Raw genomic sequence first — 25,832 nt, 5'->3', positions numbered from 1 at the left:
TGCCGTGCGTATAATGGGCCGCCTTTATCCCTATTTTCAATTGGCCATCCGGCCACGCCAAGCCTGCATGTTCAAGCCATCCGCCATGACGTTTGCCACCGCCCGCCCGCGCCTTGCTGCGCGCGCCGTGTTGCTGGCCGTGCTGGCGGTGCCGGGCGTGGCGCTGGCGCAGCAGGTGCTTGTCACGGGGGCGCGCAATGGCCTGGCGCAGGCTAATACCTCGATCGGCGTGCGCGTGTTCAGTGGTGACGAGATCCGCCAGTCGGGTGCTGCCGACCTGGTCGAAGCCTTGCGCAAGCTGGCCGGCATCGATGTGCGGCGCGCACCGCAGTCATCGCAGCGGCCCGATCTGCGCGTTGCCGCTGCAGCCTACAGCGTCAGCACCAAGGTCAACGCTGCGCCAGCGGCGTCCAGTGCCAGCCTGCCGGCCAATGTTGAGCAGGCTAATGCGCAGTTATCCTTGATACCGCTGGAAAATGTAGAGCGGGTCGAAGTGAGCAGCAGCGGCGCTGTCAAGGTGGTCACGCGCCAGCCATCGGCCGGCGCCACGCACGGCTCGCTGTTTACCGAAGCTGGCGAGTTCGACCAGCGCGACAGCCGGGTGTCCCTGGCGCGCAACCGCGACGGCCTGTCGCTCGATGGCGCGCTGGAAGAGCAACGCAACGGCAACTACCGCGACGGCAGCGACTTCCGCCAGCATAGCTTCAGTGGCGGCGCCGAATGGAAGGTGCAGCATGGCCGCTTTGGCTTCAGCGCCGATAGCGTCGATCAGGACACCCGCTATCCGGCGCCACCCGGCCTGTTTTCCAGCATCGCGCCCCTGGACCGGCGTCCCGACGATCTGTATGCGTATGGCGTCAAGCGCGCCAGCGCCTTCGTGCAGCGCTACATCGGCAATATCGACCTGGGCCTGGAAGTGTCGCAGCGTGAAAAGACGGCCTCGACCAGCTACGTGGGCGACAACGGCGGCTATGTCTCGGCCTATGACAGCCGCCAGTGGCAGCTTTCGCCGCGCCTGCGCCATTATGGCAAGTGGGGTGGCGCCACCACCGATACCGAACTGGGAATCGACCTGATGCAATGGCAGCGCCGCACGGGGAGCGAGACGCCCGAGGAAGCCGAGCAAGTGGTCCGGCGCCAGCATTCGCGCGCCGTGCTGCTGCGCGAGGAACTGGCGTTTGGCGGTCCCCATGCGCCACGCCTGCTGTTTGGCCTGCGCCATGAACAGTACCGCCTGGACCCGGCCGATTTGCCGGCCGGCGGCAGCGATTGGGAAAACCAGAATGCCTGGGATCTGCAGGCCAGCTATGACTACACGCCCTTGTTGAGCATCTATGTCAAGGCGGCGCGCAGCTACCGCATCGATGACGACGGCTACACCAGCGCCGGCTACCGTCCACTGGCGGGCCAGCTGCGCCAGGAGCGCGAGGTCGGGGCGACCTGGGGCAATGCGGCGCGCAGCATCTCGCTGCGCCTGTTCAGCGAACACCTGCGCAATGAGATCATCTTCGATCAAAGCCTGGGCCAGCAGGGTTATGCCGGGAACCTGGAACCGACCCGGCGCGATGGCCTGGTGATCGAAGCGGGCATGAACCTGAACCGCGACTGGCGCATCGGTGGCCAGGCGCAGCAGGTCAATGCCAGCTTCGACGACTACCCGTATCACGGCCAGGATATAGCGCTGGTGCCCAAGACGCTGCTGTCGGCGCGCGTGTACTGGGCGCCACCGGGCGGTGCCAACAGCGCGGATATGGGCGTGCAATGGCTGCGCGCCCTACGTTATGGCAATGATTTCGACAACAGCTGCCTGGCCCAGGTGCCAGCCTTTGCCACGCTCGATGGCCGCTATACGCGCAAGATGGGCGCCTGGGAGCTGGCGCTGTCCGGCAGTAACCTGACCAATCGCCGCCACTATGGCGATGCGCCGGCGTGCCGCTCCAGCATTTACCAGAATGACGCGCGGCAGTTGCGGGTCTCGCTGCGTTATCGTTTTTAAAAAACGTTTTTAAAAACCGTTTCTAAAATCGCCACCTCCCCGCCAGCGCTTAAGGCGGCCTTAATCGCGCGCGTGGCAGTGAAAAATGCTGTCTTTTTTGCTGCTGGCGCTGAAAGTCTGCTGCAAAAAGTGGTAATCTCGCGCTGTTCACGACCACTTAATGATGAAGGATTATTATGCGTTTCATGCGTTTCCTGGCCCCCATGCTGGCCGCTGTCGCTTTCATGGCTACCTCCACCGGCGCGATGGCTGCCGATACCGGCTTTACCACGCTCACCACGCCAGTGCCGACCGAGACCAGCAAGAAGGTCGAAGTGGTCGAATACTTCATGTACTCCTGCCCGCATTGCAATGCGCTCGACCCGCTGATGCATGACTGGGTCAAGAAACAGGGCGACAAGATCGCCTTCCGCCGCGTGCACCTGGCGTTCTCCGGCCCGAAAGATCCGCAAGCCCACGCCTATGTCACGCTTGAAGCGATGGGCCAGCTCGATCAATTCCACGACAAGATCTTCCGCGCCATCCACGTTGAGCGCAACCGCCTGAACAGCGACGCCGCCATCCTCGACCTGCTGGTGAAAAACGGTATCGACAAGGCCAAGTACCTGGAGATGTTCAATTCCTTTGGCGTGCAGACCAAGCTCAAACGCAATGAACAATTGATCGCCGCCGCCAAGATCGACAGCGCGCCGACCATCATCGTCGACGGCCGCTTCGTTACCTCGCCGGCGCAGCTGTCGCGTCCAGGCCAGTCTGAGCGCCAGGCACAGGAAGCCACCCTGGCCGTGATGGATGGACTGGTCGCACGCGTGATCAAGGAACGTGGCGCCGCACCGGCCAAGAAGTAATCAGTCAGATTCATTCACCCACCGGAGATCGTCATGAAACAGCTACCCTGGACTTTATGCGTACTGGCCCTGGCCCTCGTGTTCTGGTTGTCGATCGCGGTCGTCAGCACCGAAAACCAGCGTAACGCGCTGGTCAGCAAGACCTGCGCCGACCCGATGTTCAAGGGCGAGGTCGATGCCAAATGCCTGGCGACCGTGCAGACGCGTGCGCACTGGTGGCAGCATTTGACTTACGCCATGACGCATATCCGTTCTTGAAAACACCTGTCAAAACCTACTGCGCATCGGTATAGGCGGCCTGCGATGCTCCCCTTACCTTCATACGGTTGCGCTTCTTAGCCACCTCTCCCTTCCGCTCGCTACGGTTTTGTCAGGTGTCGTTAATTTGGTATTAATTCCTGAAAGCCCGCCGCGTGCGGGCTTTTTTACGTCTGGAGCATGCGCGTATGATGGCTGCATAAAACCACAAGGAGGGACGATGAAAGAAGTGATCTTGATTACCGGTAGCAGCCGTGGCATCGGGGCGGCGACGGCCTTGCTGGCGGCGCGCCAGGGGTATGCCGTATGCATCAATTATGTGCGCGATGTCCAGGCGGCCGAGGCTTTGTCCTCGCGCGTCAATGCAGAAGGCGGCGAGGCGATCGCCGTGCAGGCCGACGTCAGCCAGGAGGCTGAGGTGGAACGTCTGTTTGATGAGATCGATGCACGGCTGGGCAGCTTGACGGCGCTGGTCAACAATGTCGGCGTGCTGGAGCAGAAGTGCCGGCTGGCCGATATTTCGGTACAGCGCCTGGAGCGCGTGCTGCGTACGAATGTGATCAGTTATTTCCTGTGCTGCCAGCAAGCGGTGCGGCGCATGTCGACTGCCACGGGCGGGCAGGGCGGACGCATAGTGAACGTGTCGTCGGTGGCTGCGCGCATCGGTTCCAGCGGAGAATATATCGATTACGCCGCATCAAAAGGCGCGGTGGACACCCTGACTATCGGCCTGGCGAAAGAGGTGGCGACCGAGGGTATCCGCGTCAATGGCGTGCGCCCCGGCTTGATCTACACGGACATCCATGCCTCGGGCGGCGAGCCGGGACGGGTGGCGCGCCTGGAAGCGGGCGTGCCGATGCAGCGCGGCGGCCAGCCCGAAGAAGTGGCCGAAGCGATTCTGTACCTGCTGGGACCGGGCGCCAGCTACATCACGGGCAGTATCCTCGACGTGGCAGGCGGGCGCTGATCAAGCCTTGGGCGCCGCAGTTGCTGGCGCTGCTGGCGCTGCAGGTGCAGCCTTGGCCGGCGCCGAACGCGGCGTGATCACCACGGTGCAGGTGGTGCCGGCTACCAGCACCTGGTCCTTGGCCAGCTGGTCGATCTGGATACGCACGGGGACGCGCTGCGCCAGGCGCACCCAGTTGAAGGTCGGGTTCACGTCGGCCAGCAGTTCATGGCCGGTGGCGGCGTCGCGGTCGGTGATGCCGCGCGCGATGCTTTCGATGTGGCCGTGCAGGGTGCCGCCGCTCATCAAGTTCATTTCCGCCTTGTCGCCCTGCGCCAGCAAACCGAGCTTGGTTTCTTCGAAATAGCCGACCACGTAATACGAGGCGCTGTCGATGATGGCCAGCTTGGGCGCGCCTACGGCGGCGAAATCGCCCTTGTGCACATTGAGGTTGGTCACGTAGCCGCTGACGGGTGCGCGCACCACGGTGCGCTCCAGATTCAGTTGCGCCAGCTCGCGGGCAGCCAGTGCGGCGCGCACCTGTGCGCCGGCCGAAGTGGCGGCGTAGCTGGCCGTTTCGCGGTTCTCGGCCGAGACGATGCTGTCATCGAGGCCAGCCCGGCGCTGGGCTTCCTTGCCGCGGCGGCCTTGCTCGGTCTTTTGCGCGGCCAGCACGGCGTCGGCCTGGGCCAGCGCGCTGGCATAGCGTTCCTTGTCGACGATGAACAGCACGTCGCCTTTTTGCACCACCTGGTTATCGCGCACCATCACGTCCGTGACGGTGCCGGCCACGTCAGCGCTGATGTTGACGATATCGGCCTTGATGCGTCCATCGCGCGTCCATGGCGACTCCATGTAGCGGTCCCAGACGGCCTTGCCTATCCAGACGGCGGCGGCCAGGAGCAGCAGGGTGATTGCATAGCGGGTCAGTTTATTTACCATGACAGCATCTCTTATGTACAGATTGAATAGTTATTTATAGATCGACAGGGTCAGTGCGCCAAAGATGGCGATGAAGATGCATAGCCGCACCAGCGATGGATGCCACACCATGCGGTAAAAGCCCAGCCAGCCGAGACAGGCGTCGAGCACCGCCTGCAGGGCGATGCTGAGGAAGAATAGCGGCAGCAAAGTGGGAATCAGAATCCCGAAAAAGGCGAATTCACGCGGCATGAAGGTCTCCGGCGCCATGCGCCATGTTGTCGAGTAATGAAGTGTAGATCGAGTGCAAATCGGCCAGCGCCGTCTGCAGGCGAACGGCCCGTTCCGGTGCGCACTTCGCTTGCGCACCGCGCACCGCGCTGCCCGCATGCAGGATGGCGGCCAGCGCTGTTTGCCGCTCTGTTTCGCTGCGCGTGCGCAGCCAGCCGGTGATACTGTCCACGCAGCGCTGCAGCGCCTGCACCGCCTCGTCGGTGGCGCCGGCGCTGGAGGTGGCGATCAGGTCGCGCAGTTCCAGCACCGATTGGCCGATTTCCAGCAAGCTCAAGGCCTGGCGCACGACGGCGCGCGTCTCTTCGCCAGGAGTGGGACCGGCGGCTGCATTGAGCTGGCTTAGCAGATCGCGCATGCGGTTGTCGAAACGGTGCTGGCCAAACAGGCGTAGCTGCCGTAACGACGCGGTGCAGGCGCGCAGCGTTTCGCGCCACAGGGCGCGGCCCACATGCTCTTTATTGCCCATGGTGTGTTCGGGCAGGATCACGGCCGACACCACCAGCGCCAGGATCAGGCCGGCGATCAGCGCGATGCTGGTATTGAGAAAGCCGGCGCCATCGACGTGCAGCACATTGTTGGGCGCCACCTGGGTGATGAAGATGGCCAGGCCCAGGCCGATGCCCGCCTTGGCGGGGTTGGTCAGCAAATACAGGCCGACGGCAAGGAAAGGCGCGAAGCTGAGCATCAGCATGGGAAAACCGTCGGCATGCACCAGCAGGAAGTACAGGCAGATGAAAGACAGGGGAAAACCGAGCACGAAGCCGATCAGCACGCCGCGCACCATGGCGATCGGGCGTGGCGACGACGCGGACAGGGCGCAAAACACGATCGCCATCAGCATGGCGACACCGGCTTGCGGCCAGGCCAGGAAGTAGGCGCCCAGCGCCAGCAGTCCCACGTTGAGCGCGGCGCGCACACCGCTGGCGATCACCAGCGCGGGCGGGGTCTTGGGGGCATAGGCTTGCGGCGCGGTGATCGCCAGCGCCGTGCCGTGGCGCAGGCTGAAATACACGGCGTGAAAGCGGCTCATGTCGCGCGCAAAGCGTTCCAGCAATTCGCAGGCGGTGTCGAAATCGATGCGCTGCGCATGCTGGACCTCTGCCGCCCTGATCTGCTGGCGCGCCTCGGTCAGCGCCGCCTGCAGGTGCAGCTGCATGGTGTCGAGCGAGTCTTGCGACGGCGTCGCCTGCAGCGCTTCGGCGACGATGGCGTACAGCGGCGCGCACGCCTGCATCACCGGCGATTCGCCCTCGCGCCGCATGCGTTCGTACAGGCGGTGGAAGGTGTAGAAAGTGGTCAGCGCCGTCATGAACGAGGCATTGAAGGCATGCAGCTTGCGGTTTTGTCCGCGTGCGTGGCTGACCGCTTCACTCAATTCAAACAGCGCCGCCGAGCGGCCATGTTCCAGCGCCGCCACGTCGGCGGCAAATTGCAGATGCGTCACTTCGACCTGGGCCGGCGTCAGCTTTTGCTGCAGCACGTCCTGGCAAAAGGCCAGGAATTTGCCGTAGCGCGCTTCGACCGTGCGCATCACTTGCGTGCCCTGGTGGCGCGGCAGCAGCACGCTGGAAACCGCGGCCGAGCAAATGATCCCCAGGCCGACTTCGGCCGCCCGCGTGACGGCCAGCGCGAATACCTGCGTGGGCTGGTCGATGGCGGGCAGCGCGATGATGCAGGCCGTATAGCCGGACAATACATACACATAGGACTGGGCATTGCGGTACAGGGTGGCGCCGCTGGTGCACAGGCCCACCCACAGGGCCAGGCCCGCATACAGCAGCACCGGCTGTTGCGGGAACAGGCCGATCAGTGTCAGCGCGGCCAGGCAGCCGACCAGGGTGCCGCCCACGCGGTACAGGCTTTTTTCCAGCACCATGCCGCTGCTGGGCAGGGCCAGGATGATGGTGGTAGTCATCGCCGTGCTCGGTGAATCGAGGCCCAGGCGGTAGGCCAGCCACAGTGCGCTGAAGGCGGCGACCAGGGTCTTGAAGACAAAGATCCAGCGTTCCCCTTCGGTTGCGCGCCAGTCTGTCAGCGCCAGCGCCAGCCAGCGGGCAGCCTGGCGCAATGGGCCGGGCAGGGTAGATGGTGCGGAGGCTGGCGTCATCGGTGTGGTGTATGTCAGTTCTGGCTGTTGAGGATATTCAGGTTGCGCAACTGGCGCAGATACAGTTTGTCGAGCACTTGCAGTTCTTCGGCCGTAAAGTCGGCGTACAGCAAGGAGGTTTCCTTGTAGACGTCGGGCAGGGCTTTTTCGATCAGCGCGCGGCCTGCGTCCGTCAGCGAAATCATCACCGAGCGGCGGTCGCCAGGGCGGGTGCCGCGATGAATCAGGCCACGGCTTTCCAGGTCGTTGCACACGCGCGTCAGGTTAGCCGGTTTTTCATGCGAAGCCAGGCCCAGGGTGCAGGCATTCGAGGTTTCACCGTCCGTACCGTACAGCACGGCCAGCACCATATAGCTGGCATCGACCAGGTCATGCTTTTTCAGCGCGGCATTGGTCAGATCCTTCATGCCCTTTTGAATGTTGTAAGTCATGCGCAGCAAACGCATCAGCTCCAGCGGAAAGCCTGGCATGCGCGTGCTGATAGTTTGCAAGCGCCTGGAGGTGGCGTCAAAAGCAATCATGTCATTCCTTTACTGTAGATAAAGCGCTGATTGTATCTTGTTGGTCAGTGTGCTGATCAGCTTGTTGACCATCGGCAACATGCGTCTCGATGCCGCCACCCAATGCATTCATCAGGGAAACGTACAAGTCCAGTTCACGCGCGCCGTTCTGCGCCTGCTGCTGGTCTTCCGCCAGCAGCGCCACTTGCGCATTGAGCATATTGATGGCGTCGCTCATGCCGGCCTTGTAGGCTTTTTCAGCCAGGTCGCGTGTGCGCTGCGCCGTGGCCAGCGCCTGCCGCGTCAGTTCGTTCTGCTTTTGCAGCGACTGGGCGCTGGTGACGGCGTTGGCCACGTCCGACATGGCCTGGATCACGGTGGCGTTGTATTGCTCGACGGCGCCGTCGTAGATGGCAGTCTGGTTGCCCAGTTGGGCGCGCAGGCGGGCGCCGGCAAAGATGGGCAGGCTCAGCGCGGGTGTGACGCCGCGTATCTGCGAATTGATATCGAGGAATTTATCAAAGCCAAACGATTGCAAGCCGGCAAATGCCACCAGGTTCACATTGGGATAAAACTCGGCCTTGGCAGCATCGATGCGGCGCGCGGCAGCCTCGACTCTCCAGCGCTGGGCGGCGATATCGGGGCGGCGGCCGATCAGGTCGGCAGGCAAGGCCTTGGGGATGGCCAGCGGACGGTCCAGGCGCAGCACGGGGCGCGTCAAGGCGGCGCCGGCAGCCGGTCCCTTGCCTGACAGCGCTGCCAGCTGGTTGCGCAGCAGGGCCAGCGATTCGGTCGATTGCTCGAGCTGGCGGCGGCCGGCCGGCAAGGTGGTTTCGATCTGTGCCACATCCACATCGGTGCCGATGCCCGCTTGCCGGCGGCGCTGGGTGATGTCGAGGATGTGCGCGCGCTGTGCCAGGCTGCGTTCGATCACATCTTGCAAGGTGAATTGATAGGAGAGCTGGATGTAGGTGCGCACCAGCGCCGTTTCCAGGGTCAGGCGGGCCATCTGCGATTCGGCCGACGCCAGTTGCACGTCGCCCAGCGCGGCGGCCAGCGCGGCGCGGTTGTGGCCCCACAGGTCCAGGTCGTACGAGGCGCTGACGGTGGCCTGGTTGCGCCAGGCGTAATTGCCGGCCAGCGGCGCGGGCGTGGTGCCGTTGCCTGAATACAGTTCGCGGTTGATGGAGACATCGGCCTGGCCTTGCGGGCGCGTCTTTTCTTCGGCGGCGCCGGCCAGTGCTTCAGCCTGGCGCACGCGCGCCTGGGCGCCGCGCAGGGTGGGGCTGTCGGCCAGCGCCTGCTGCATCAACTGATTTAATTGGGGGTCTTGCAAGTCTTGCCACCATAAGGCGCGCGGCCAAGCGATGGCGGCGGCGCTGGCATCGTCGATGGCTTTGCCTGCTTGCAGGCTGTTCGGGTCCAGCATGGCCGATTGCGGCGCGATATGGCCCATGTCGGCGCAAGCGCTCAAGGCAAGGGTCAGGCTGGCGGCAAGGAGACGGCTGTGCAAGGACATAATAACTCCAGAGGAAACTCCAGGACGGGGGCGGGGTCGGTGGCGTGGAATAAAGATAAAGTGCGGTGGGTCGCGGTGAGCGCCGGGAGTGGCCCGGATGCTGCTGCGCCGCAACTGCGCGATTGGGTCAAGTGCGCCCGCTGACTGGCTGGCTTGACAGGCTTGCTGGCTTACTTGGCGATTTGATGACGGGTTTGGGCAACATCAAAATCGGCTTCCGTTTGCGGGATCTGGCCAGCCTTGCGGGCGGCGTAGAACTCGGCCATGACTTGCTCGCGTGTCACTTTGCTGGGAGCGGCGGCGGGTGCCTGCGGGTAGGCGGCGACGCTGGTGGGGATCTCGCCGGCGTTACGGGCCTGGATGTATTGTGCCTGGCTGTCGCTGACGGTTTTTGTGGCCGGGGCGCTTTGGGCGAAGACCGAGCTGGCGGCGGTAATGGCAAACAATGCGGCTAAAACTGACTTGGCTTGCATGATGAAACTCCTAGAGCTAAGTGGCTGGGTGGATGGGCCGGATCGCCACGTACCGGTCGGGTCGGCAAGGCTCACTGATAGGTACTGCGCTGCCGATGAAGCATGTTTCTGGATGGGAAGCGTGCTTACTTGAGTGAACTATATCAATGAATAGTACATTTGTGAAGTAAATATTTGTAAGCAATTGTGCATTGCCGCATTTTTACTCGAAGGAATGCTTTGCAGCCGTGCGCCATCGCCTTGCGCGGCGGCGTACGATGATTTTCATGTAAGGACGAAGCGGTCAGCGTAAAATGATGGCCGAACGGTAGTCAGGCCGCCATGGCCAGCAGGGCAATATTGCTGAAGAGGATGTAAGCGCAGATGACGGATGAAAAAGAAAAAGGTTTGATGTCGATGTACGAAGGGTCGCGCTCACGCGAGTTCTTTGGTGAAAAAAGCACGACCAATCATCTGCCCTGGAGCATATTGGTGGTCTTGCTGGCGCTGGCGTTCTGGCTGGTGCTGGCCCTGTCAGCGGCGGAAAACCAGCGTTATGCCTTGCAAACCAGGGCGTGCCAGGATCGCGTGTTTCCCACCGAACTCGATACGGGTTGTCTGGCGCAGGTCAAGTCGCGCCCGCACTGGTGGCAGCATGTGGGCCATGCACTGGTGCACCTGGGAAGCTGATAGCGCTGCATTGCTGCTGATGTAGGAGTTTATTGCCGGAGGCGCCATGCCACGCGATTGCTCAAGAGAACAACCTGAATGGCGGTTTATCCGCCACAGCGCGTTGACGGCGCGCCAGTTGCTGCGCGCCTATGGCCTGCTGTGCTTCTTTTCTACCAGTATCGCCCTGGTTTTCGCGCTGCGCGGCTACTGGTATATTTCCCTGTTTTCCGTGATGGAGCTGAGCTCGGTCGCCGCTGCGCTGCTGTATTACCAGCGCCATGCGCGCGACTACGAACAGATTTCCCTGCGCGATGGCGTACTGTTTGTCGAACAAGTCAGTGCACGGCGCCGCCGGCGCAGCAGGTTTGAACCGTGGTGCACGCGTATCAGCGTGCCGCGCGGCCCGCGCCAGCTGATACGCATCACGGCACCGGGCCGGCAGGTCGAGGTGGGTCGCTACGGCACACATGAGCGGCGCCAGCAGGTGGAGCTGGAACTGCGCGCCTTGCTGCCGGGCCTGCCGCCCTCGCTATGAATCTTACTTTGCGCGCGACGGTTTTTCCCACAGATTGATATGGCCTTCGCGCGCCTGCTCATCGATGGCGCGCAACTCTGCCTCTGTGAAACTCAGGTTTTGCAGTGCCGCCACGTTTTCGCGGATTTGCGCGCTGCTGCTGGCGCCAATCAGGGTCGACGTCACGCGGGCATCGCGCAGCACCCACGCCAGCGCCATCTGCGCCAGGGTTTGTCCGCGCTGCTGGGCGATTTGATTCAGGGCGCGCACGCGGGCCAGGTTTTCCGCGCTCAGGTGCTTGCTGGTCAGCGAGCCGCCGCCAGGACGGTTGACCCTCGCGTCTTGCGGTACGCCATCGAGGTATTTATCGCTGAGCAAGCCTTGCGCCAGCGCAGTGAACGTGATGCAACCCATGCCTTCGTCCTGCAAGGTGTCGAGCAAGCCATCTTCCTCGATCCAGCGGTTGAGCAGATTGTAGGACGGCTGGTGGATCAGACACGGCACTTTCCAGTCGCGCAGCAGCTTGGCGGCCTCGGCCGTCTTTTGCGGCGAATACGACGACAGGCCCACATACAGCGCCTTGCCTTGCTGCACGGCTGTGGCCAGCGCGCCCATGGTTTCTTCCAGCGGCGTGTCGGCGTCGTAGCGGTGCGAATAGAAAATATCGACATAATCGAGGCCCAGGCGCTGCAAGCTTTGATCGAGGCTGGCCAGCACATATTTACGCGAACCGCCGCCCTGGCCATACGGGCCTGGCCACATATCCCAGCCAGCCTTGGTGGAAATGATCAGTTCATCGCGGTAGGGCAGGAAATCGTCGCGCAGCAGCTTGCCAAAATTGCTTTCCGCGCTGCCGTAAGGCGGCCCATAGTTATTGGCCAGGTCGAAATGCGTGATGCCCAGGTCGAAGGCCGTGCGCAGCATGTCGCGCTGCGAGTCCAGGCTGTTGCTGTCGCCAAAGTTGTGCCACAGGCCCAGCGATAGCAGCGGCAGTTTCAGCCCGCTGCGTCCGCAGGTGCGGTATTGCATGGTGTCGTAGCGATTGTCGGCGGCGTGATATGTCATGTTGTCTCCATTTGTGAATCGGTGAATCGCTTATTTTGGCGCAAAATCAAACTCTGCGTGCGCGAGCGCTGTATGTGCATTTGTGCGCCATGCCGGGCGTCTTACAATAGCTGTTCAGAAGTCTGACGAGGAGCAATCATGGAAATCGAATTGAAACTGCTGCTGGCGCCAGAAGATGTGCCGCTGCTGCAAGCGCACCCGCTGCTGGCGCAGAATGGCGGCCAGGCGCCGCAGTTGCCACAGATACTTGCCATGCACGATATCTATGTCGATACGCCGGATTTGCAGCTGTGCCGCCACCAGGCAGGCCTGCGCATGCGCCAGGTCGACGGGCGCTGGGTGCAGACTTTGAAGGCCGGTGGCCAGGTCAGCGGCGGCTTGCACAGCCGCCATGAATGGGAAGGCGAGCTGGCTGGCCCGACGCCCGACCTCGATGCGCTGGACGCCGCCATCGGCCGCAAGCAGCCCGTGCGCGCGCTGTTGCGCCAAGCCGAAATCCGTGAGAGCTTGCAAGAAGTGTTTAGTACCCGCATGCAGCGGACAGTGTGGCAATTGCATACGCCGCAGGGCGACCACATCGAATGCGTGCTGGACCAGGGCGTGATCGAGAGTGGAGAGCGCAAGGTCAGCGTCAGCGAAGTCGAGCTGGAATTGAAGGAGGGGCAGGCGTCCAGCCTGTTTGACGTGGCGCTGCTCCTGTTGCGCGAGGTGCCGCTGCAGCTGGGGCATATGAGCAAGGCGGAGCGCGGCTATCGGCTGGCTTTGCCGGAGCAGCCCCTGAAGGCAAGCAAGGCCCAGCCGGTGGTGCTCAATGCCGCGATGACGGTGGAAGAAGTGTTCCTGGCCATCGTCGCCAATTGCCTGGCACAGGTGGGGGCGAACCAGGATGGTGTCATACAGGGCGAGGATGTTGAAAGCCTGCACCAGATGCGCGTGGGCTTGCGCCGCTTGCGCTCGGCGCTGGGCATGTTCAAATCCTTGCTGGCCTTGCCCGTAGAGTTGCAGGGCGAGCTGGACTGGCTTAGCGGCGCGCTGGGCGAGGCGCGCGACTGGGACGTGTTGGCCGGCCATACCCTGGCCCAGCTTGACGGCGACGCCGATGCAGGCTTTGGTCCTGGCGCCCTGGCGCAATTGACGCAGGCGGCCCGAGGGCAGGCACACGAAAAGCACGCCCTTGCCGCGCAGGCGGTTGCTTCGAGCCGCTACACGGCGCTGATGCTGGGTTTGCAGCGCTGGCTGCATGGGCGCGGCTGGCGCAGCAGCCGCACGCCGCGCCAGTTGCAGAGGCTCGATGCCGGTGTGCAAGGCTTTGCGCAGCGTACCTTGCGCGCCGACCAGCGCCGTTTGATGAAACGGGGCAAACGCTTGCTGCACGCTACGCCGCAACAGCGCCACCGGGTGCGCATCGCCGCCAAGAAGACGCGCTACGCCACGGAATTTTTTGCCTCGCTATTGAATAACGGCAAAGTGCTGCCCTACGTGGGGCGGCTGTCGCTACTGCAGGATGAACTGGGCGCCATGAACGACGTGCGCGTCGCTGACCGTTTATTGCAAGAATTGCCCGATGGCCAGGCGGATTTACAAGTGCACGCCGCCTTTATCCGCGGCTATCTGGCAGCCCGGGCACAGGGCGGCGATAACGAACGCCGCATGGACAAGGCCTGGCGGCGTTTTACCTCAGCGCGCCTGCCCCTCTGAGGGAGTGTCTACACCCTCAAAGGTAGGCGAAACCAGGCTAGACCAAGCGGCGGCCCAGTTGGTTTTCCAGGATGGCCAATGGCGACTTGGCCGGATTGGCCATGGCGGCCACCGGCAGCAGCCAGGTTTGCTCCATCGCATGCTGGCCGCGCAGGGCCGCATGGGAGACCAGGTCGGTGTATACCATCCAGGTCTGCCCCGGCGCGAACTCATGCGTATATTGTTCCGCATGTGCCTGGTAAGCCAGGTCAGCCTTCATGCGATCGTGTAGTTGCAGCATGTAATGATCGTACGGTGTACGCAAGGTCTTGGTCACCTTCATCCACCGCAGCAATGCTGCCGCGGCGGCACTAGGCTTGGGCGTGGTGGGCAGGAAGTGCTGTGCCACTTGGGTGAATGGCGCCCCCAGTTTCCACACACGCGGTGCGCCATGCTGGTTGATATTGCTAAACACACGCAAGATGCGTCTGCCATGCGTGGGGGAAGACGGGAAACTGTCGACATGCAGGCGCGTATCGTCCTTGCGCCAGGAGAGGGAGCGGCCAGCGATTTCGACGGGGCGGAAGCTGGTCTTGCCTTGCTGCAGTTGCGATGCGTAAGTGGGCAATAGATTCGATAGCAAGGTGCGCGTTTGCGTGGCGTAACGTTCCATCATGGCTGCCAGCAATGTAGCGTCATGGCTGGCACCGTGGCCGCGTACGCCGCGGGTGGCGTCCCAGCTGATGCTCTTGGCCTTGCCAGCCATGGCATTCATTTCGCCCAGCAAGCTCGTTTCTTGTTGCACATCAAAGTTAAGTCGAGGAAGCAGCAGGACATGCCCGTCCTCCAGCGCCTGCAGTGCCGCGCTTTGTTGTGCTGCAGAGCAACTGTCATCCCAGTGTGCTAGCGCTAATTCGGTTAAGTTGACCATTGGACACAACTCCTTGTTGGAATTGGGACAGACAATATAGCGTGAACCATATGCACAGTGATTGTTTTACGTTGTGTTACTTTCTATTACATCAAGCCGAGCGTTTAGAGCTTGCTATTTAGGCATCCTGAGCTGGCGCATTCGCGGACGCGGTCTTGCAGGAATTGCGAGCGCGTGATAGTGGTCCTGGTGGCGCAATCGAGGTTCACATAGAAACCGTCTGCATCGCTCTTCGAGCAGCTTTGGTTGCGTGCATTGATCCAGGATAATTGACCGGACTTTAATGCTTGCTTGCCAGCATTGTCGAGCTTGGCGCTGAGCTTTTTGTAGTTCTCGTTGAGCTCTTTATCAGCTTCCTGGTATACCTTGTTCAGGCAATACAGGCCGTCGAAATCGTTCTTGGGTCTATCGCATGCAGAATTTGCCAGGGCCGCGCCGGAAGAAAAGACGAGCAGGGCGAGGATGAGTTTTTTCATTTCTCTTGGTGTTTAGAATAGAGGTGGCAATGCACGAAGTGTGAGCATATCAGCACGATTCTTGCCATCCTATCGCATTCTGTGGCTTGACCCCCGTTCAATTGGTATTGTTGTAGTCCGTAATTTTTGAAGCAAAAAAAAGCTGATGCCCAAGAGCATCAGCTTTTTCATGGAAGGCGCGTCCGGCAATGGCTGCGCCTGACTGTTTTACGTTGACAGGAATCCGCTTACGCGAAGTTCTTGGCAACGAATTCCCAGTTGACCAGGCCCCAGAACGTTTCCACGTACTTGGCGCGCAGGTTGCGGTAGTCGATATAGTAAGCGTGTTCCCACACGTCGCAGGTCAGCAGTGGCTTGTCGCCGGTGGTCAGCGGGCAGCCAGCGTTCGAGGTGTTGACGATGTCAACCGAGCCGTCGGCCTTTTGCACCAGCCAGGTCCAGCCGGAACCGAAGTTACCGACGCAAGACTTGGTGAATTCTTCCTTGAATTTCTCGAACGACGACCATTTTGCGTTGATCGCGTCAGCCACGGCGCCGGTAGGTGCGCCGCCGCCTGCTGGCTTCAAGCCATTCCAGTAGAAGGTGTGGTTCCATACCTGGGCTGCGTTGTTGAAGATGCCGCCCGACGATTTCTTGATGATCTCTTCCAGCGACAGTTCTTCGAACTCGGTACCCTTGATCAGGTTATTCAGGTTCGTCACATAGGCCTGGTGATGCTTGGCGTAGTGGTATTCCAGGGTTTCCTTGGAGATGTGTGGCGCCAGGGCGTCCATTGCGTATGGCAGTGGTGGCAGGGTATGTTCCATGTGATGTCCTTTTATGTGAATGATCGTGACAATCTGGCCGTCGGCCAGATTGTCGAGTCAAGTATTCTTGCTGAACGAGCCATGATTGTAAAGCGGATGGCTGAATGCTGCTTCCGCGCGCTGTTTTACGCGCGGCAATTATTGCCAGCGGAGTTGCCAGCGGACTCAGTCCAGCGTGGCTTGCACACTGGCAATACCGATTTGCGCGCTGCCTTCGGCCAGGCGCACATCGAGGTTTTGCCTGGCTTTTAATTGTGCGGGCGAACGCACGATCACGCCTTTTTCATCGCGCACGATGGCGTAACCGCGTTCCAGGGTGCGTTGCGGGTTCAGCAGTTCCAGCTGCGCCGCCAGCGCGCCCAGGCTGTGGCGCCGCTGGAGCAGGCCCTGTGTGATCGCCGCGTCGCTGCGGCGCTGCGTTTCGTGCAGGCGCGCGCGCAGCAGGCTCACGTCAGGGCGCTGCGCCGCCCAGCGGTCGCGCACGCGTTCCAGCGCATGGCGCGACTGGTTCAGGGGCGCGCGCGTGGCGTGCGTCATGGCGGTCGACAGGGCTAGCAGTTTCAAGCGTTGCTGGCCGATCTGTGCTGCCGGGTTGAGCAGGCGGCGGCTGTGGCGGTCCAGCGTCTGCGCCGCATCGTCCAGGCTGCGGCGCATGGCGCGGCGCAGGTCAGCCGCATCGGCGCGCAGGGAATTGAGCCAGTCGGCGCGCGGCGTGACGGCCAGTTCGGCCGCCGCCGTCGGCGTGGCGGCGCGCAAATCGGCGGCGAAATCGGCGATGGTGAAATCCGTTTCGTGGCCCACGCCACTGATCACCGGCATGGAACACTCGGCAATCGCATGCGCCACCTCTTCATCGTTGAACGACCACAGGTCTTCGATGCTGCCGCCACCACGGCAGACCAGCAGCACGTCGCACTCGGCCCGCTGCGAGGCGGTGCGGATCGCCTGGGCAATCTTTTCCGGCGCCTGCTGGCCCTGCACGGGAGTCGGGTACAAGATGATGTTCACATGCGGCGCGCGGCGCTGCAAGGCGGTCAATACGTCGCGCAAGGCTGCCGCCTGCGGGCTGGTGACAATGCCGATCGTGCGCGCGAACAGGGGAATGGCGCGCTTGCGCTCGGGGTCGAACAGTCCCTGCGCGGCCAGCTTTTCCTTCAGGCGCAAGAATGCTTCATACAGGGCGCCCACGCCGGCGCGGCGGATGGCTTCCACATTGATCTGGTAATCACCGCGCGCGCCATACAGGGTGACCAGCGCGCGCACTTCGACCTTGTCGCCTTCGCGCGGCGTGAAGCCGGCAAATTGCGCGCGGCCGCGGAACATCACGGCGCGCACCTGGGCTGCATCATCCTTCAGGGTGAAATACCAGTGGCCAGAACTGGCGCGCGTAAAGTTGGAAATCTCGCCCGCGATCCAGGTCAGGGGAAACGAGCGCTCGAGCAGGCGCGCCACGGCCTGGTTCAGTGCGCTGACGGTCAGCACGGGCGGGGCGGCATAGCCGCTATCAGTCGGGTTATCTATCATTATCGGCGGTCATTCTGGCGTGGGAAGGCAGCAACTGTCCACATATTTTCAGCGAGGTCATGCTTATGTCATATATCGTGCAAAACAACAAGTTCTATTTCTAAGTAATTGATTTTATGATGAATTCATTGTTGCCTGATTTGCGTGCAGCAAGAAAAAATCCTTTAGGATCAAGCACATCAGTCATGCGGCCCTCACTTACGCACAAAGTTATCCACAGAAAGTGTGCGGAACTTTGTGTGCTCGATAGACAGGCCCGGCCTGGGCCTGAAACCGCCAGGAAAATGCCTTGCTGTATTTTTGCGCAATAAAATAAAATCATTGTAAATCAAGGGTTTAGTATGTCATGCATGGCCTTGCGCACAATCTTATCCACAAAAAATGTGCAGAACTTGTGCGCCGACGATATTTTATCCATCGGGCGCATCTGTTGAGCGCCTCCGATTGTTGTGCCTTTTTTTTATGCAATATATTAATGCTGATATAAATCAATGACTTGTGATTATTTCTTGGTATTGCACACAATCTTATCCACAGAATATGTGCAAAACTGGCTAAATCGTTTCAGTGGTAGCGCTGGTTTGCACCGTGTTTTCCTGCTTCTTGCTCGATCCCATATCTGCCTTATTTTTAATCAATATAAAAAAATCGTTTAAAATCAAGGCTGTTGTATCGAGTCGGGCGGCTTGCTCACAATCTTATCCACATTTTATGTGTGGAACTGGCGTGGCAGTGGAAAAGTACTCCGAAGCCTGCTGATTGCCCCCTGTTTTCTGTGCCATACGGGCCATTATGGTCCTTTGCCCTATTTTTATGCAGTCGAATAAAAACGATATAAATCAATGTACTTAGCGTGTATTCGTATGCTTGCGCACAATCTTGTCCACAGATTATGTGCAGAACTTGGCCTACGCACATCGCCGCTTTTGAATAAAGTCTGCCACTTTTTTAAACAATGAAAACAAGTCCTTTATAATCAATGGCTTACTTTCATTCAACAGCCTTGCACACAATCTTGTCCACAGTAAATGTGCAGAACTTTTGAATTCTTGTCTTTACAACATTGACTAATGGCGCTCAGCTGCTATGCCTGTATTTTGCGCAGCACTATAATTGATAATGAAATCAATGACTTATTGTTTATGCTTGCCGCTTGCGCACAATCTTATCCACACAATATGTGCAAAACCGCTGGCAAAGAAGCGCCTGCACACAAGCACTTGCCGCAAGCGCCACTTGCCGCCGGCGCTGCAACGCGCTACATTGCGCCATTCTGCCGCTGGCCATGTGAATATGGCCGGTGGGTACAATAGGGGCTGCCGTGCTTGACCAGTATCATGGACATCGATAGACACGGCGCCTTGCCCAACAAAACCAGGAGTTTCTTTTGCTCGCTATATTCCAAGCCGCCGGCTGGCCCATCTGGCTGTTGTTGATCGCTTCCATCGTGGCCCTGGCCCTGATCATCGAACGCCTGCTGTATTTACGGCGCAGCAAAATCTTGCCGCGCAAATTGTTCGATGAAGTGGTGCAGGTGTATCGCGGCGGCAAGATCACGCCCGATACCATCAGCAAGCTGGAAGACAATTCACCGCTGGGCGTGGTGCTGGCCGCCGCGCTGCGCAACGTCAACGCGCCGCGCGAAGTGATGAAGGAATCGATCGAAGAAGCGGGCAGCGGCGTGGCGCATGTGCTGGAACGTTTTTTGACTACCCTTGGTACGATCGCCACCCTGGCGCCGCTGATGGGCCTGTTTGGCACGGTGGTCGGCATGATTGAAATCTTCGGTTCGCAAAACGCCAGCGGTTCGAATCCGGCCCAACTGGCGCACGGCATTTCGGTGGCCCTGTATAACACAGGTTTTGGCCTGGCCATCGCCATGCCGACCCTGGTGTTTTACCGCCATTTCCGCGCCCTGGTCGATAGCTTCGTGATCGACATGGAGCAGCAAGCCGTCAAATTCGTCGATATCGTCCACAGTGGCCGCCAATGAACTTCCGCAAAGGCAAGGGGCGTGAAGACCCCGAAATCAACCTGATCCCGTTTATCGACGTGTTGCTGGTGATCCTGATCTTTTTGATGGTCAGCACTACCTACAGCAAATTCACGGAACTGCAGATCACCTTGCCCACGGCCGACGCCGAGCAAGCCAAGGAGCAGCCGCAGCAGATCGATGTGACGGTGGACGCCAAGGGCAATTACACGGTCAACCGCCAGCCGGTGTCCTTCCGCGACGTGGCCGGCCTGGCCGGCGCCCTGCAGGAAGCGGCCAAGGCTGCCAATGGCGGCAAGCCGCCCGCGCAGACACCGGTGGTGGTGGTCAACGCCGACCAGTTCGCCATGCACCAGATGGTGATACACGTGATGGAAGCGGCGCGTCTGGCCGGCTATGAAAAGCTGACGTTTGCGGCGCAGGCCAGCAGCAAGTAAGTTCCTCTTCAACCCCGCTGCCTTCAGGTGTGGCGGGGTTTCATTTTTAGTCGATACCGATGTCCCAACACTCCCCCCAGCTTGAATCCACCCTCACCCGCGCCTGGCTCAAACGCGGGCCGCTGGCCTGTGCGCTGTGGCCCGTATCGCTGCTGTTTGGTGGCTTGAGCAGCCTGCGGCGCGGCCTGTACCGCGCGGGTATATTGAAGTCGGCGCGCCTGCCCGTGCGCGTGGTGGTGGTCGGCAATATCTTTATCGGCGGCACCGGCAAGACGCCGTTGACGATCTGGCTGGTGCAAGCCTTGCGCGCGGCCGGCATGCGTCCGGGCGTGATCTCGCGTGGCCACGGCAGCGTGGACAGGCTGCCGCGCCCCGTTACGGCCGCATCGACGCCGCAGCAGGTGGGCGACGAACCCTTGCTGATCTTCCAGCGCGGCGCTTGTCCCGTGATGGTAGGGCGCGACCGGGCGGCGGCGGGCAGGGCGCTGCTGGCTAGCCATCCTGAAGTCGATGTGCTGGTGACGGACGACGGCTTGCAGCACTATGCCTTGCAGCGCGATGTGGAAATCGTGCTGTTCGATGGCCGCGGCGTGGGCAATGGCTGGCTGCTGCCGGCCGGCCCCTTGCGCGAGCCGCCGCGCCGCCGCCGCGACGTGACGGTGATCAATACGCCGCATCTGGAATCTGCTTTGGCGGCCACGGTGGCGCCCCAGGGCGGGCTGGTGGTGCCCATGCAACTGGCCGGCAGCGTGGCCGAACGCCTGGCAGACCGTACTGAGCGCAAACCGCTGGCCGAGCTGGCAAACGCTGGCCAGCGCATCGTGGCGGCGGCCGGCATCGGCAATCCGCAGCGTTTTTTTACCATGCTGCGCCAGGCCGGTTTGAGCTTTGCCGAACTGCCTTTGCCCGACCATCACGATTTCCTCGATCAGCCATTTGCCGGACTCGATGCCGAGCTGATATTGATCACGGAGAAGGATGCAGTAAAATGTGCGCAAATTGAATATCTCAAAGACGACCCGAGACTGTGGGTCGTCCCGGTCAGTGCGCATATTGATAACGCGCTGGCACAACAAATTGTGGAGAAATGTCGTGGACGCTCGACTGCTTGATATTTTGGTATGCCCTGTTTGCAAGGGCCAGCTTGAACACGATAAGAAGGCGCAGGAATTGATTTGCCGCGCCGACCGCCTCGCTTACCCTATCCGTGACGGTATCCCCATCATGTGGGCCGACGAAGCGCGCACCCTGCAAGACGCAGTGGAATAAGCGATGTCGTTTATCGTCATCATCCCGGCACGCCTGGCATCCACGCGCCTGCCCAACAAGCCGCTGGCCGACCTGGGCGGCAAACCGATGGTGGTGCGCGTGGCCGAGCAGGCTGCCCTGTCGGGTGCTTCGCGCATCATCGTCGCCACCGACCATGAAGACATCCGCGCCGCCTGCGCCGCGCATGGCGTGGAAGTGTGTATGACGCGCGCCGACCATCCATCGGGCACGGACCGCATCGCCGAAGTGGCGCGCACCCTGGACCTGGCCGATGACGCCGTGGTGGTCAACCTGCAAGGTGACGAGCCGCTGATCGATCCATCGCTGCTGGCTGCCTGCGCCGCGCAGATCGGCGTGCACGTGCCGATGGCCACTTGCGCCCATCCGCTGCACGAGGCGGCCGACGCCTTCAACCCGAATGTAGTCAAGGTAGTGCTGGACAAGGCTGGCCGCGCGCTGTACTTCTCGCGTGCAGCCATCCCCTGGCACCGCGACGGCTTTGCGCAAGCGAAAGACAGCCTGCCTGCCGGCTATGTGCCGCTGCGCCATATCGGCTTGTATGCGTATAGCAATGCGTTTTTGCAAGCTTACCCCGGCCTGTCCGTCTCGCCGCTGGAGAGCATCGAGGCGCTGGAACAGCTGCGCGTGCTGTGGCATGGCTATGCCATCGCCGTGCATGTGACCGAGTCAGCCCCGGCCGCCGGCGTGGATACGCCGGAAGATTTAGCCAGAGTACAAGCGCACTATCGCCACGCTACTTGAGCCGTGAGTGCGTCAGGCAAAGACTATGTGTGCCTGCAACAAAAACCACAATTCGAAACGCCCAAGGCGATAAAAGCTGGCTTCGATCAATCTGCTCATAGCAAATTGATAGCAAACTGGCGTTCCGGTGAATTTTTGTGGTAAGTTTCGTAGGGAAAGATAGTCATTGCAACACCATCTAAAAATAATTACATAGATCCCATCCAAAATCTGCTTTTTAGGAAACTTCATGCGTTTGATACTGTTAGGAGCACCCGGTGCCGGTAAGGGCACCCAGGCTAATTTCATTAAAGAAAAATACAATATCCCCCAAATCTCCACGGGCGACATGCTGCGCGCGGCGATCAAGGAAGGTACCGAACTGGGCCTGGCTGCGAAAAAAGTCATGGACCTGGGCGGCCTGGTGTCGGATGACATCATGATCGGCCTGGTCAAGAACCGCCTGCAAGACGCCGATTGTGCCAATGGCTACCTGTTCGACGGCTTCCCGCGCACCATCGCGCAAGCGGACGCCATGAAAGACGCCGGCATCAATGTCGACTACGTGCTGGAAATCGACGTGCCTGACGCCTCGATCATCGAGCGCATGGATGGCCGCCGCAGCCACCCGGGTTCGGGCCGCGTGTACCACACCAAATTCAATCCACCCAAAGTCGACGGCATCGACGACGTCACCGGCGAACCGCTGATCCAGCGCGACGACGACAAGGCGGAAACGGTCAAGAAACGCCTGGATGTGTACCACAACCAGACCAAGGTCTTGCTCGATTACTACAACAACTGGGCCCAGTCCGGCCTGCCAGGCGCGCCGAAATACCGCCGCATCGCCGGCGTCGGTCCGGTAGAACAAATTCGCGACAGCGCATTTGCCGCCCTGGCGCAATAAATCACTTAAAAGCGGACCCCAGTGTCCGCTTTTTTTGCGCCTGATTTTCACAGGCCCTGTCATTTCTTTTTCGTAGTTGAAGTTTTTTGCAGTGCGTGTTTTCCTGGTTGCGCATGCCGGTCCTGTGTCGGTGTGGTCTGCAGCCTTTGGCAATGACGTCGATAAAAACAGAAGGAGACGATATGGCAGCCAGTCTGTGGTTTGCGGTAGCCTGCGGCGTGGTCGCAGTGATCTATGGTTTGGTGTCGCGCAGCTGGATCTTGCGACAGGATCCCGGCAATGCGCGCATGCAGGAAATCGCGCTGGCCATCCAGCAGGGCGCGGCCGCCTATCTGGCGCGCCAGTACCGCACCATCGCCATCGTCGGCGTGGTGCTCTTGATCGTCATCTACGCCTTGCTCGGCTTGCACACGGCGCTGGGTTTTTTGATTGGCGCCGTACTGTCGGGCGCCTGCGGCTTTATCGGCATGAATGTCTCGGTGCGGGCCAATGTGCGCACGGCGCAGGCGGCCACCCTGGGCATCAACCAGGCGCTCAACGTGGCCTTCAAGGGCGGGGCGATTACCGGCATGCTGGTGGTCGGCCTGGGTTTGCTGGGCGTGACCCTGTTTTACTGGCTGCTGGTGACGACGGGAGCGCCGGGCCTGACCCAGCATGATCTGATCAAGCCGCTGATCGGCCTGGCCTTTGGCGCCTCGCTCATTTCCATCTTCGCCCGGCTCGGCGGCGGCATCTTCACCAAGGGCGCCGACGTGGGGGCCGATCTGGTGGGCAAGGTCGAGGCGGGCATTCCCGAAGACGATCCGCGCAACCCGGCCGTCATCGCCGATAACGTGGGCGACAATGTGGGCGACTGCGCGGGCATGGCGGCCGACCTGTTTGAAACCTATGTCGTGACCCTGATCGCCACCATGCTGCTGGGCGCCTTGCTGCTGGCCGACGCGACTACCGCCGCCATCATTTATCCGCTGCTGCTAGGGGCGGTATCGATTATCGCCTCCATCGTCGGCTGCTCGATGGTGAAAACCAAGCCGGGCGCGAAAATCATGTCGGCCCTGTACACGGGGCTGTGGTGGGCAGCTGGCCTGTCACTGATCGGCTTTGCCATCGTCACCTGGCTGCTGTGGCCAGACGACACCATGCGCTACAAGATGATGGGTTCCACCGTGGTCGGCATCGTGCTCACAGGCTTGATGGTGTATATCACCGAATACTACACGGGCACCGACTTCAAGCCCGTGCGCCATATTGCCGAAGCATCGACCACCGGCCACGGCACCAATATCATCGCCGGCCTGGGCGTATCGATGAAGTCTACCGCCTATCCGGTGCTGGCCGTCTGCGTGGCGATCCTGGTGTCGTATCAATTGGCTGGACTGTACGGCATCGCGATAGCTGCCACTTCCATGCTGTCGATGGCTGGCATTATCGTGGCGCTGGACGCTTACGGCCCGATCACCGATAACGCGGGCGGCATCGCCGAGATGTCGGGCTTGCCGGACTCCGTGCGGGCGATTACCGATCCTTTGGACGCTGTCGGCAATACCACCAAGGCCGTGACCAAGGGCTACGCCATCGGTTCGGCCGGCCTGGCCGCGCTGGTGCTGTTTGCCGACTACACGCATGCGCTCGAATCGGTGGGCCAGCACATCACCTTTGATTTGTCGAACCCGATGGTGATCGTCGGCCTGTTCATCGGCGGCCTGATACCGTATCTGTTCGGCGCCATGGCGATGGAAGCGGTGGGCCGGGCGGCCGGCGCCGTGGTGGTGGAAGTGCGGCGCCAGTTCCGCGATATCAAGGGCATCATGGAAGGCACGGCCAAGCCCGAATATGACAAGGCGGTCGACATGCTGACGGCGTCGGCCATCCGCGAAATGATCGTTCCCTCCTTGCTGCCAGTAGTCGTGCCCATCGTGGTCGGCATGCTGCTGGGGCCAGCGGCCTTGGGCGGCTTGCTGATGGGCACCATCGTCACGGGCTTGTTCGTCGCCATTTCCATGACCACCGGCGGCGGCGCCTGGGACAATGCCAAGAAATACATCGAAGATGGCCATTTCGGCGGCAAGGGTTCCGAAGCGCACAAGGCGGCCGTCACGGGCGACACAGTGGGCGACCCCTACAAGGATACGGCCGGCCCGGCCGTCAATCCGCTGATCAAGATCATCAACATCGTGGCGCTGCTGCTGGTGCCGCTGCTGCCCGCCACGGGCTGGCTGGCGGTCGCCACGCCAGCACCCGTGCATGCGACGGTGCCGCCCATTCTGACACCGGCCACGCCACCGGCGCCACAAGCGCCGGCGCCGATCACGCCGCCCCAGTAATTGGGCTGCAGCCAGATGCCCCGCAAACGGGGCATTTTTTATGCTGCTGAGAGTGCTATCTATATGCCTTGCGTATAAAAGGTGAGCAATTGTTACGGTTCCTTTCATATATGGACTTGTCTGCCAATAATGAATCATGCCTGTAGACCGGGCTGACCAAGGCAGGAGAAATCATGAACACGCAACTGAGTAATATCAAACGGCGTAGCGCGCTGGCGCTACTGGTTCTGGCTTGCGCCGCCTTGGCGGGCACTGCGGCTGCCGCGCCTGGCGGCCATGGCGGCGGTTTCCACGGTGGTGGCTTTCACGGCGGTGGTTTTCATGGTGGCTACCATGGGGGGTATCACGGCGGCGGTTATTACCATGGCGGTGGCCATGTGGGCGTCGGCGTCTGGCTCGGTGCGCCATGGGGTTATGGCTATGGGCCAGGTTGGTATGGCGACCCCTGGTACAACTACCCCTACACCGGCACGATCGTCGTGCAGCAACAACCGCCCGTGTATGTGGAGCAGGGCGGTACGCAAGCCGCCCCCGCTTCTTACTACTGCGACAATCCGCAAGGCTATTATCCTGACGTGAAAAGCTGCAGCGTGCCCTGGCGGCAAGTCGCCCCCACAAGCGCAGCACCCGGCAGCGTATCGCCCTGATACACCGT

At 61.0% G+C, this 25,832-nt stretch carries 26 protein-coding genes; 15 read left to right on the top strand and 11 right to left on the bottom strand.

Annotated features, from left to right (window positions below):
* The first annotated feature begins 67 nt into the window (after nucleotides 1-67).
* The 4 genes from HDE75_RS16960 (at nucleotide 68) to HDE75_RS16945 (ending at nucleotide 4,069) form a co-directional block, all read left to right on the top strand.
* Nucleotides 68-1,996 carry a TonB-dependent receptor gene (locus HDE75_RS16960; protein WP_183678365.1) on the top strand — a complete coding sequence of 643 codons (1,929 nt, stop codon included), beginning with the start codon at nucleotides 68-70 and terminating at the stop codon, nucleotides 1,994-1,996.
* Nucleotides 1,997-2,172: 176 nt separating this feature from the next.
* Entirely contained in the window at nucleotides 2,173-2,844 is a 672-nt protein-coding gene (locus HDE75_RS16955; RefSeq protein ID WP_183678363.1) for a thiol:disulfide interchange protein DsbA/DsbL, read from the top strand.
* Nucleotides 2,845-2,877: 33 nt separating this feature from the next.
* The gene (locus HDE75_RS16950) at nucleotides 2,878-3,102 is read left to right on the top strand and encodes a hypothetical protein (RefSeq protein WP_183678361.1); all 225 of its coding nucleotides are present in this window, start codon (nucleotides 2,878-2,880) and stop codon (nucleotides 3,100-3,102) included.
* A 220-nt stretch (nucleotides 3,103-3,322) separates the two neighbouring features.
* Nucleotides 3,323-4,069, top strand: a complete 747-nt coding sequence (locus tag HDE75_RS16945; RefSeq protein ID WP_183678359.1) for an SDR family oxidoreductase — start codon at nucleotides 3,323-3,325, stop codon at nucleotides 4,067-4,069.
* Here HDE75_RS16945 and HDE75_RS16940 read toward each other — a convergent pair whose 3' ends face one another.
* The 6 genes from HDE75_RS16940 to HDE75_RS16915 form a co-directional block, all read right to left on the bottom strand.
* On the bottom strand, nucleotides 4,070-4,990 hold the full coding sequence (locus tag HDE75_RS16940) for an efflux RND transporter periplasmic adaptor subunit (RefSeq protein ID WP_183678357.1): 921 nt from the start codon (nucleotides 4,988-4,990) through the stop codon (nucleotides 4,070-4,072).
* Between the two features lie 30 nt (nucleotides 4,991-5,020).
* The gene (locus HDE75_RS16935) at nucleotides 5,021-5,221 is read right to left on the bottom strand and encodes a DUF1656 domain-containing protein (RefSeq protein WP_183678355.1); all 201 of its coding nucleotides are present in this window, start codon (nucleotides 5,219-5,221) and stop codon (nucleotides 5,021-5,023) included.
* Nucleotides 5,211-7,370, bottom strand: a complete 2,160-nt coding sequence (locus tag HDE75_RS16930) for an FUSC family protein (RefSeq protein ID WP_260174176.1) — start codon at nucleotides 7,368-7,370, stop codon at nucleotides 5,211-5,213. Before HDE75_RS16930 ends, HDE75_RS16935 begins: the two co-directional genes overlap by 11 nt.
* 14 nt (nucleotides 7,371-7,384) lie before the next feature.
* Nucleotides 7,385-7,891: a MarR family winged helix-turn-helix transcriptional regulator gene (locus HDE75_RS16925; RefSeq protein WP_183678353.1), complete on the bottom strand. Its 507-nt coding sequence runs from the start codon at nucleotides 7,889-7,891 to the stop codon at nucleotides 7,385-7,387.
* Between the two features lies 1 nt (nucleotide 7,892).
* Nucleotides 7,893-9,389: an efflux transporter outer membrane subunit gene (locus HDE75_RS16920; protein ID WP_183678351.1), complete on the bottom strand. Its 1,497-nt coding sequence runs from the start codon at nucleotides 9,387-9,389 to the stop codon at nucleotides 7,893-7,895.
* A 170-nt stretch (nucleotides 9,390-9,559) separates the two neighbouring features.
* Nucleotides 9,560-9,862 carry a DUF4148 domain-containing protein gene (locus HDE75_RS16915; RefSeq protein ID WP_183678349.1) on the bottom strand — a complete coding sequence of 101 codons (303 nt, stop codon included), beginning with the start codon at nucleotides 9,860-9,862 and terminating at the stop codon, nucleotides 9,560-9,562.
* A 363-nt stretch (nucleotides 9,863-10,225) separates the two neighbouring features.
* Between HDE75_RS16915 and HDE75_RS16910 the strand changes: the two genes are divergently transcribed.
* Nucleotides 10,226-10,531, top strand: a complete 306-nt coding sequence (locus tag HDE75_RS16910; protein WP_260174177.1) for a hypothetical protein — start codon at nucleotides 10,226-10,228, stop codon at nucleotides 10,529-10,531.
* A 46-nt stretch (nucleotides 10,532-10,577) separates the two neighbouring features.
* Complete coding sequence (locus HDE75_RS16905) at nucleotides 10,578-11,048, top strand: DUF2244 domain-containing protein (protein WP_183678347.1); 471 nt, start codon at nucleotides 10,578-10,580, stop codon at nucleotides 11,046-11,048.
* A gap of 3 nt (nucleotides 11,049-11,051) precedes the next feature.
* On the opposite strand, the gene mgrA is transcribed toward HDE75_RS16905, so the two are convergent.
* Nucleotides 11,052-12,092, bottom strand: coding sequence for an L-glyceraldehyde 3-phosphate reductase (gene mgrA, locus HDE75_RS16900; RefSeq protein WP_183678345.1), 1,041 nt, complete (start codon nucleotides 12,090-12,092; stop codon nucleotides 11,052-11,054).
* Between the two features lie 138 nt (nucleotides 12,093-12,230).
* Between mgrA and HDE75_RS16895 the strand changes: the two genes are divergently transcribed.
* Nucleotides 12,231-13,790, top strand: a complete 1,560-nt coding sequence (locus HDE75_RS16895; RefSeq protein ID WP_183678343.1) for a CYTH and CHAD domain-containing protein — start codon at nucleotides 12,231-12,233, stop codon at nucleotides 13,788-13,790.
* A gap of 37 nt (nucleotides 13,791-13,827) precedes the next feature.
* On the opposite strand, the gene HDE75_RS16890 is transcribed toward HDE75_RS16895, so the two are convergent.
* From HDE75_RS16890 to xseA, 4 genes are all read right to left on the bottom strand, one after another.
* Nucleotides 13,828-14,700 (bottom strand): Kdo hydroxylase family protein, encoded by an 873-nt coding sequence (locus tag HDE75_RS16890; RefSeq protein WP_183678341.1) that lies wholly within the window; start codon nucleotides 14,698-14,700, stop codon nucleotides 13,828-13,830.
* Between the two features lie 104 nt (nucleotides 14,701-14,804).
* Nucleotides 14,805-15,176: a lysozyme inhibitor LprI family protein gene (locus HDE75_RS16885; RefSeq protein ID WP_183678339.1), complete on the bottom strand. Its 372-nt coding sequence runs from the start codon at nucleotides 15,174-15,176 to the stop codon at nucleotides 14,805-14,807.
* A 227-nt stretch (nucleotides 15,177-15,403) separates the two neighbouring features.
* Complete coding sequence (gene sodB / locus HDE75_RS16880) at nucleotides 15,404-15,982, bottom strand: superoxide dismutase [Fe] (protein WP_183678338.1); 579 nt, start codon at nucleotides 15,980-15,982, stop codon at nucleotides 15,404-15,406.
* Nucleotides 15,983-16,147: 165 nt separating this feature from the next.
* Nucleotides 16,148-17,506, bottom strand: a complete 1,359-nt coding sequence (xseA, locus tag HDE75_RS16875; RefSeq protein WP_183678336.1) for an exodeoxyribonuclease VII large subunit — start codon at nucleotides 17,504-17,506, stop codon at nucleotides 16,148-16,150.
* A gap of 1,387 nt (nucleotides 17,507-18,893) precedes the next feature.
* On the opposite strand from xseA, the gene HDE75_RS16870 reads away from it, so the two are divergent.
* From HDE75_RS16870 to HDE75_RS16835, 8 genes are all read left to right on the top strand, one after another.
* A complete protein-coding gene (locus HDE75_RS16870; protein ID WP_183678334.1) occupies nucleotides 18,894-19,499 on the top strand; it encodes a MotA/TolQ/ExbB proton channel family protein in 606 nt (201 codons plus the stop codon).
* Nucleotides 19,496-19,936 carry an ExbD/TolR family protein gene (locus HDE75_RS16865; RefSeq protein ID WP_183678332.1) on the top strand — a complete coding sequence of 147 codons (441 nt, stop codon included), beginning with the start codon at nucleotides 19,496-19,498 and terminating at the stop codon, nucleotides 19,934-19,936. Before HDE75_RS16870 ends, HDE75_RS16865 begins: the two co-directional genes overlap by 4 nt.
* 59 nt (nucleotides 19,937-19,995) lie before the next feature.
* On the top strand, nucleotides 19,996-21,048 hold the full coding sequence (gene lpxK, locus HDE75_RS16860; protein WP_183678330.1) for a tetraacyldisaccharide 4'-kinase: 1,053 nt from the start codon (nucleotides 19,996-19,998) through the stop codon (nucleotides 21,046-21,048).
* On the top strand, nucleotides 21,029-21,205 hold the full coding sequence (locus tag HDE75_RS16855) for a Trm112 family protein (RefSeq protein ID WP_183678328.1): 177 nt from the start codon (nucleotides 21,029-21,031) through the stop codon (nucleotides 21,203-21,205). The genes lpxK and HDE75_RS16855 overlap by 20 nt, the downstream gene beginning before the upstream one ends.
* A 3-nt stretch (nucleotides 21,206-21,208) precedes the next feature.
* Nucleotides 21,209-21,967, top strand: coding sequence for a 3-deoxy-manno-octulosonate cytidylyltransferase (gene kdsB, locus HDE75_RS16850; RefSeq protein WP_183678326.1), 759 nt, complete (start codon nucleotides 21,209-21,211; stop codon nucleotides 21,965-21,967).
* 229 nt (nucleotides 21,968-22,196) lie between these two features.
* Entirely contained in the window at nucleotides 22,197-22,853 is a 657-nt protein-coding gene (adk, locus tag HDE75_RS16845; RefSeq protein ID WP_183678324.1) for an adenylate kinase, read from the top strand.
* Between the two features lie 182 nt (nucleotides 22,854-23,035).
* Nucleotides 23,036-25,177: a sodium-translocating pyrophosphatase gene (locus HDE75_RS16840; RefSeq protein WP_183678322.1), complete on the top strand. Its 2,142-nt coding sequence runs from the start codon at nucleotides 23,036-23,038 to the stop codon at nucleotides 25,175-25,177.
* A 173-nt stretch (nucleotides 25,178-25,350) separates the two neighbouring features.
* Complete coding sequence (locus HDE75_RS16835) at nucleotides 25,351-25,824, top strand: hypothetical protein (RefSeq protein WP_260174178.1); 474 nt, start codon at nucleotides 25,351-25,353, stop codon at nucleotides 25,822-25,824.
* Nucleotides 25,825-25,832 lie beyond the last annotated feature (8 nt).

Source organism: Janthinobacterium silvisoli, from assembly GCF_014200725.1.
In the GTDB taxonomy this organism is placed as follows: Bacteria; Pseudomonadota; Gammaproteobacteria; order Burkholderiales; family Burkholderiaceae_D; genus Janthinobacterium.
The sequence above is the reverse complement of the archived record's forward strand: the minus strand, read 5'-3'. Positions and strand labels throughout refer to the sequence as shown.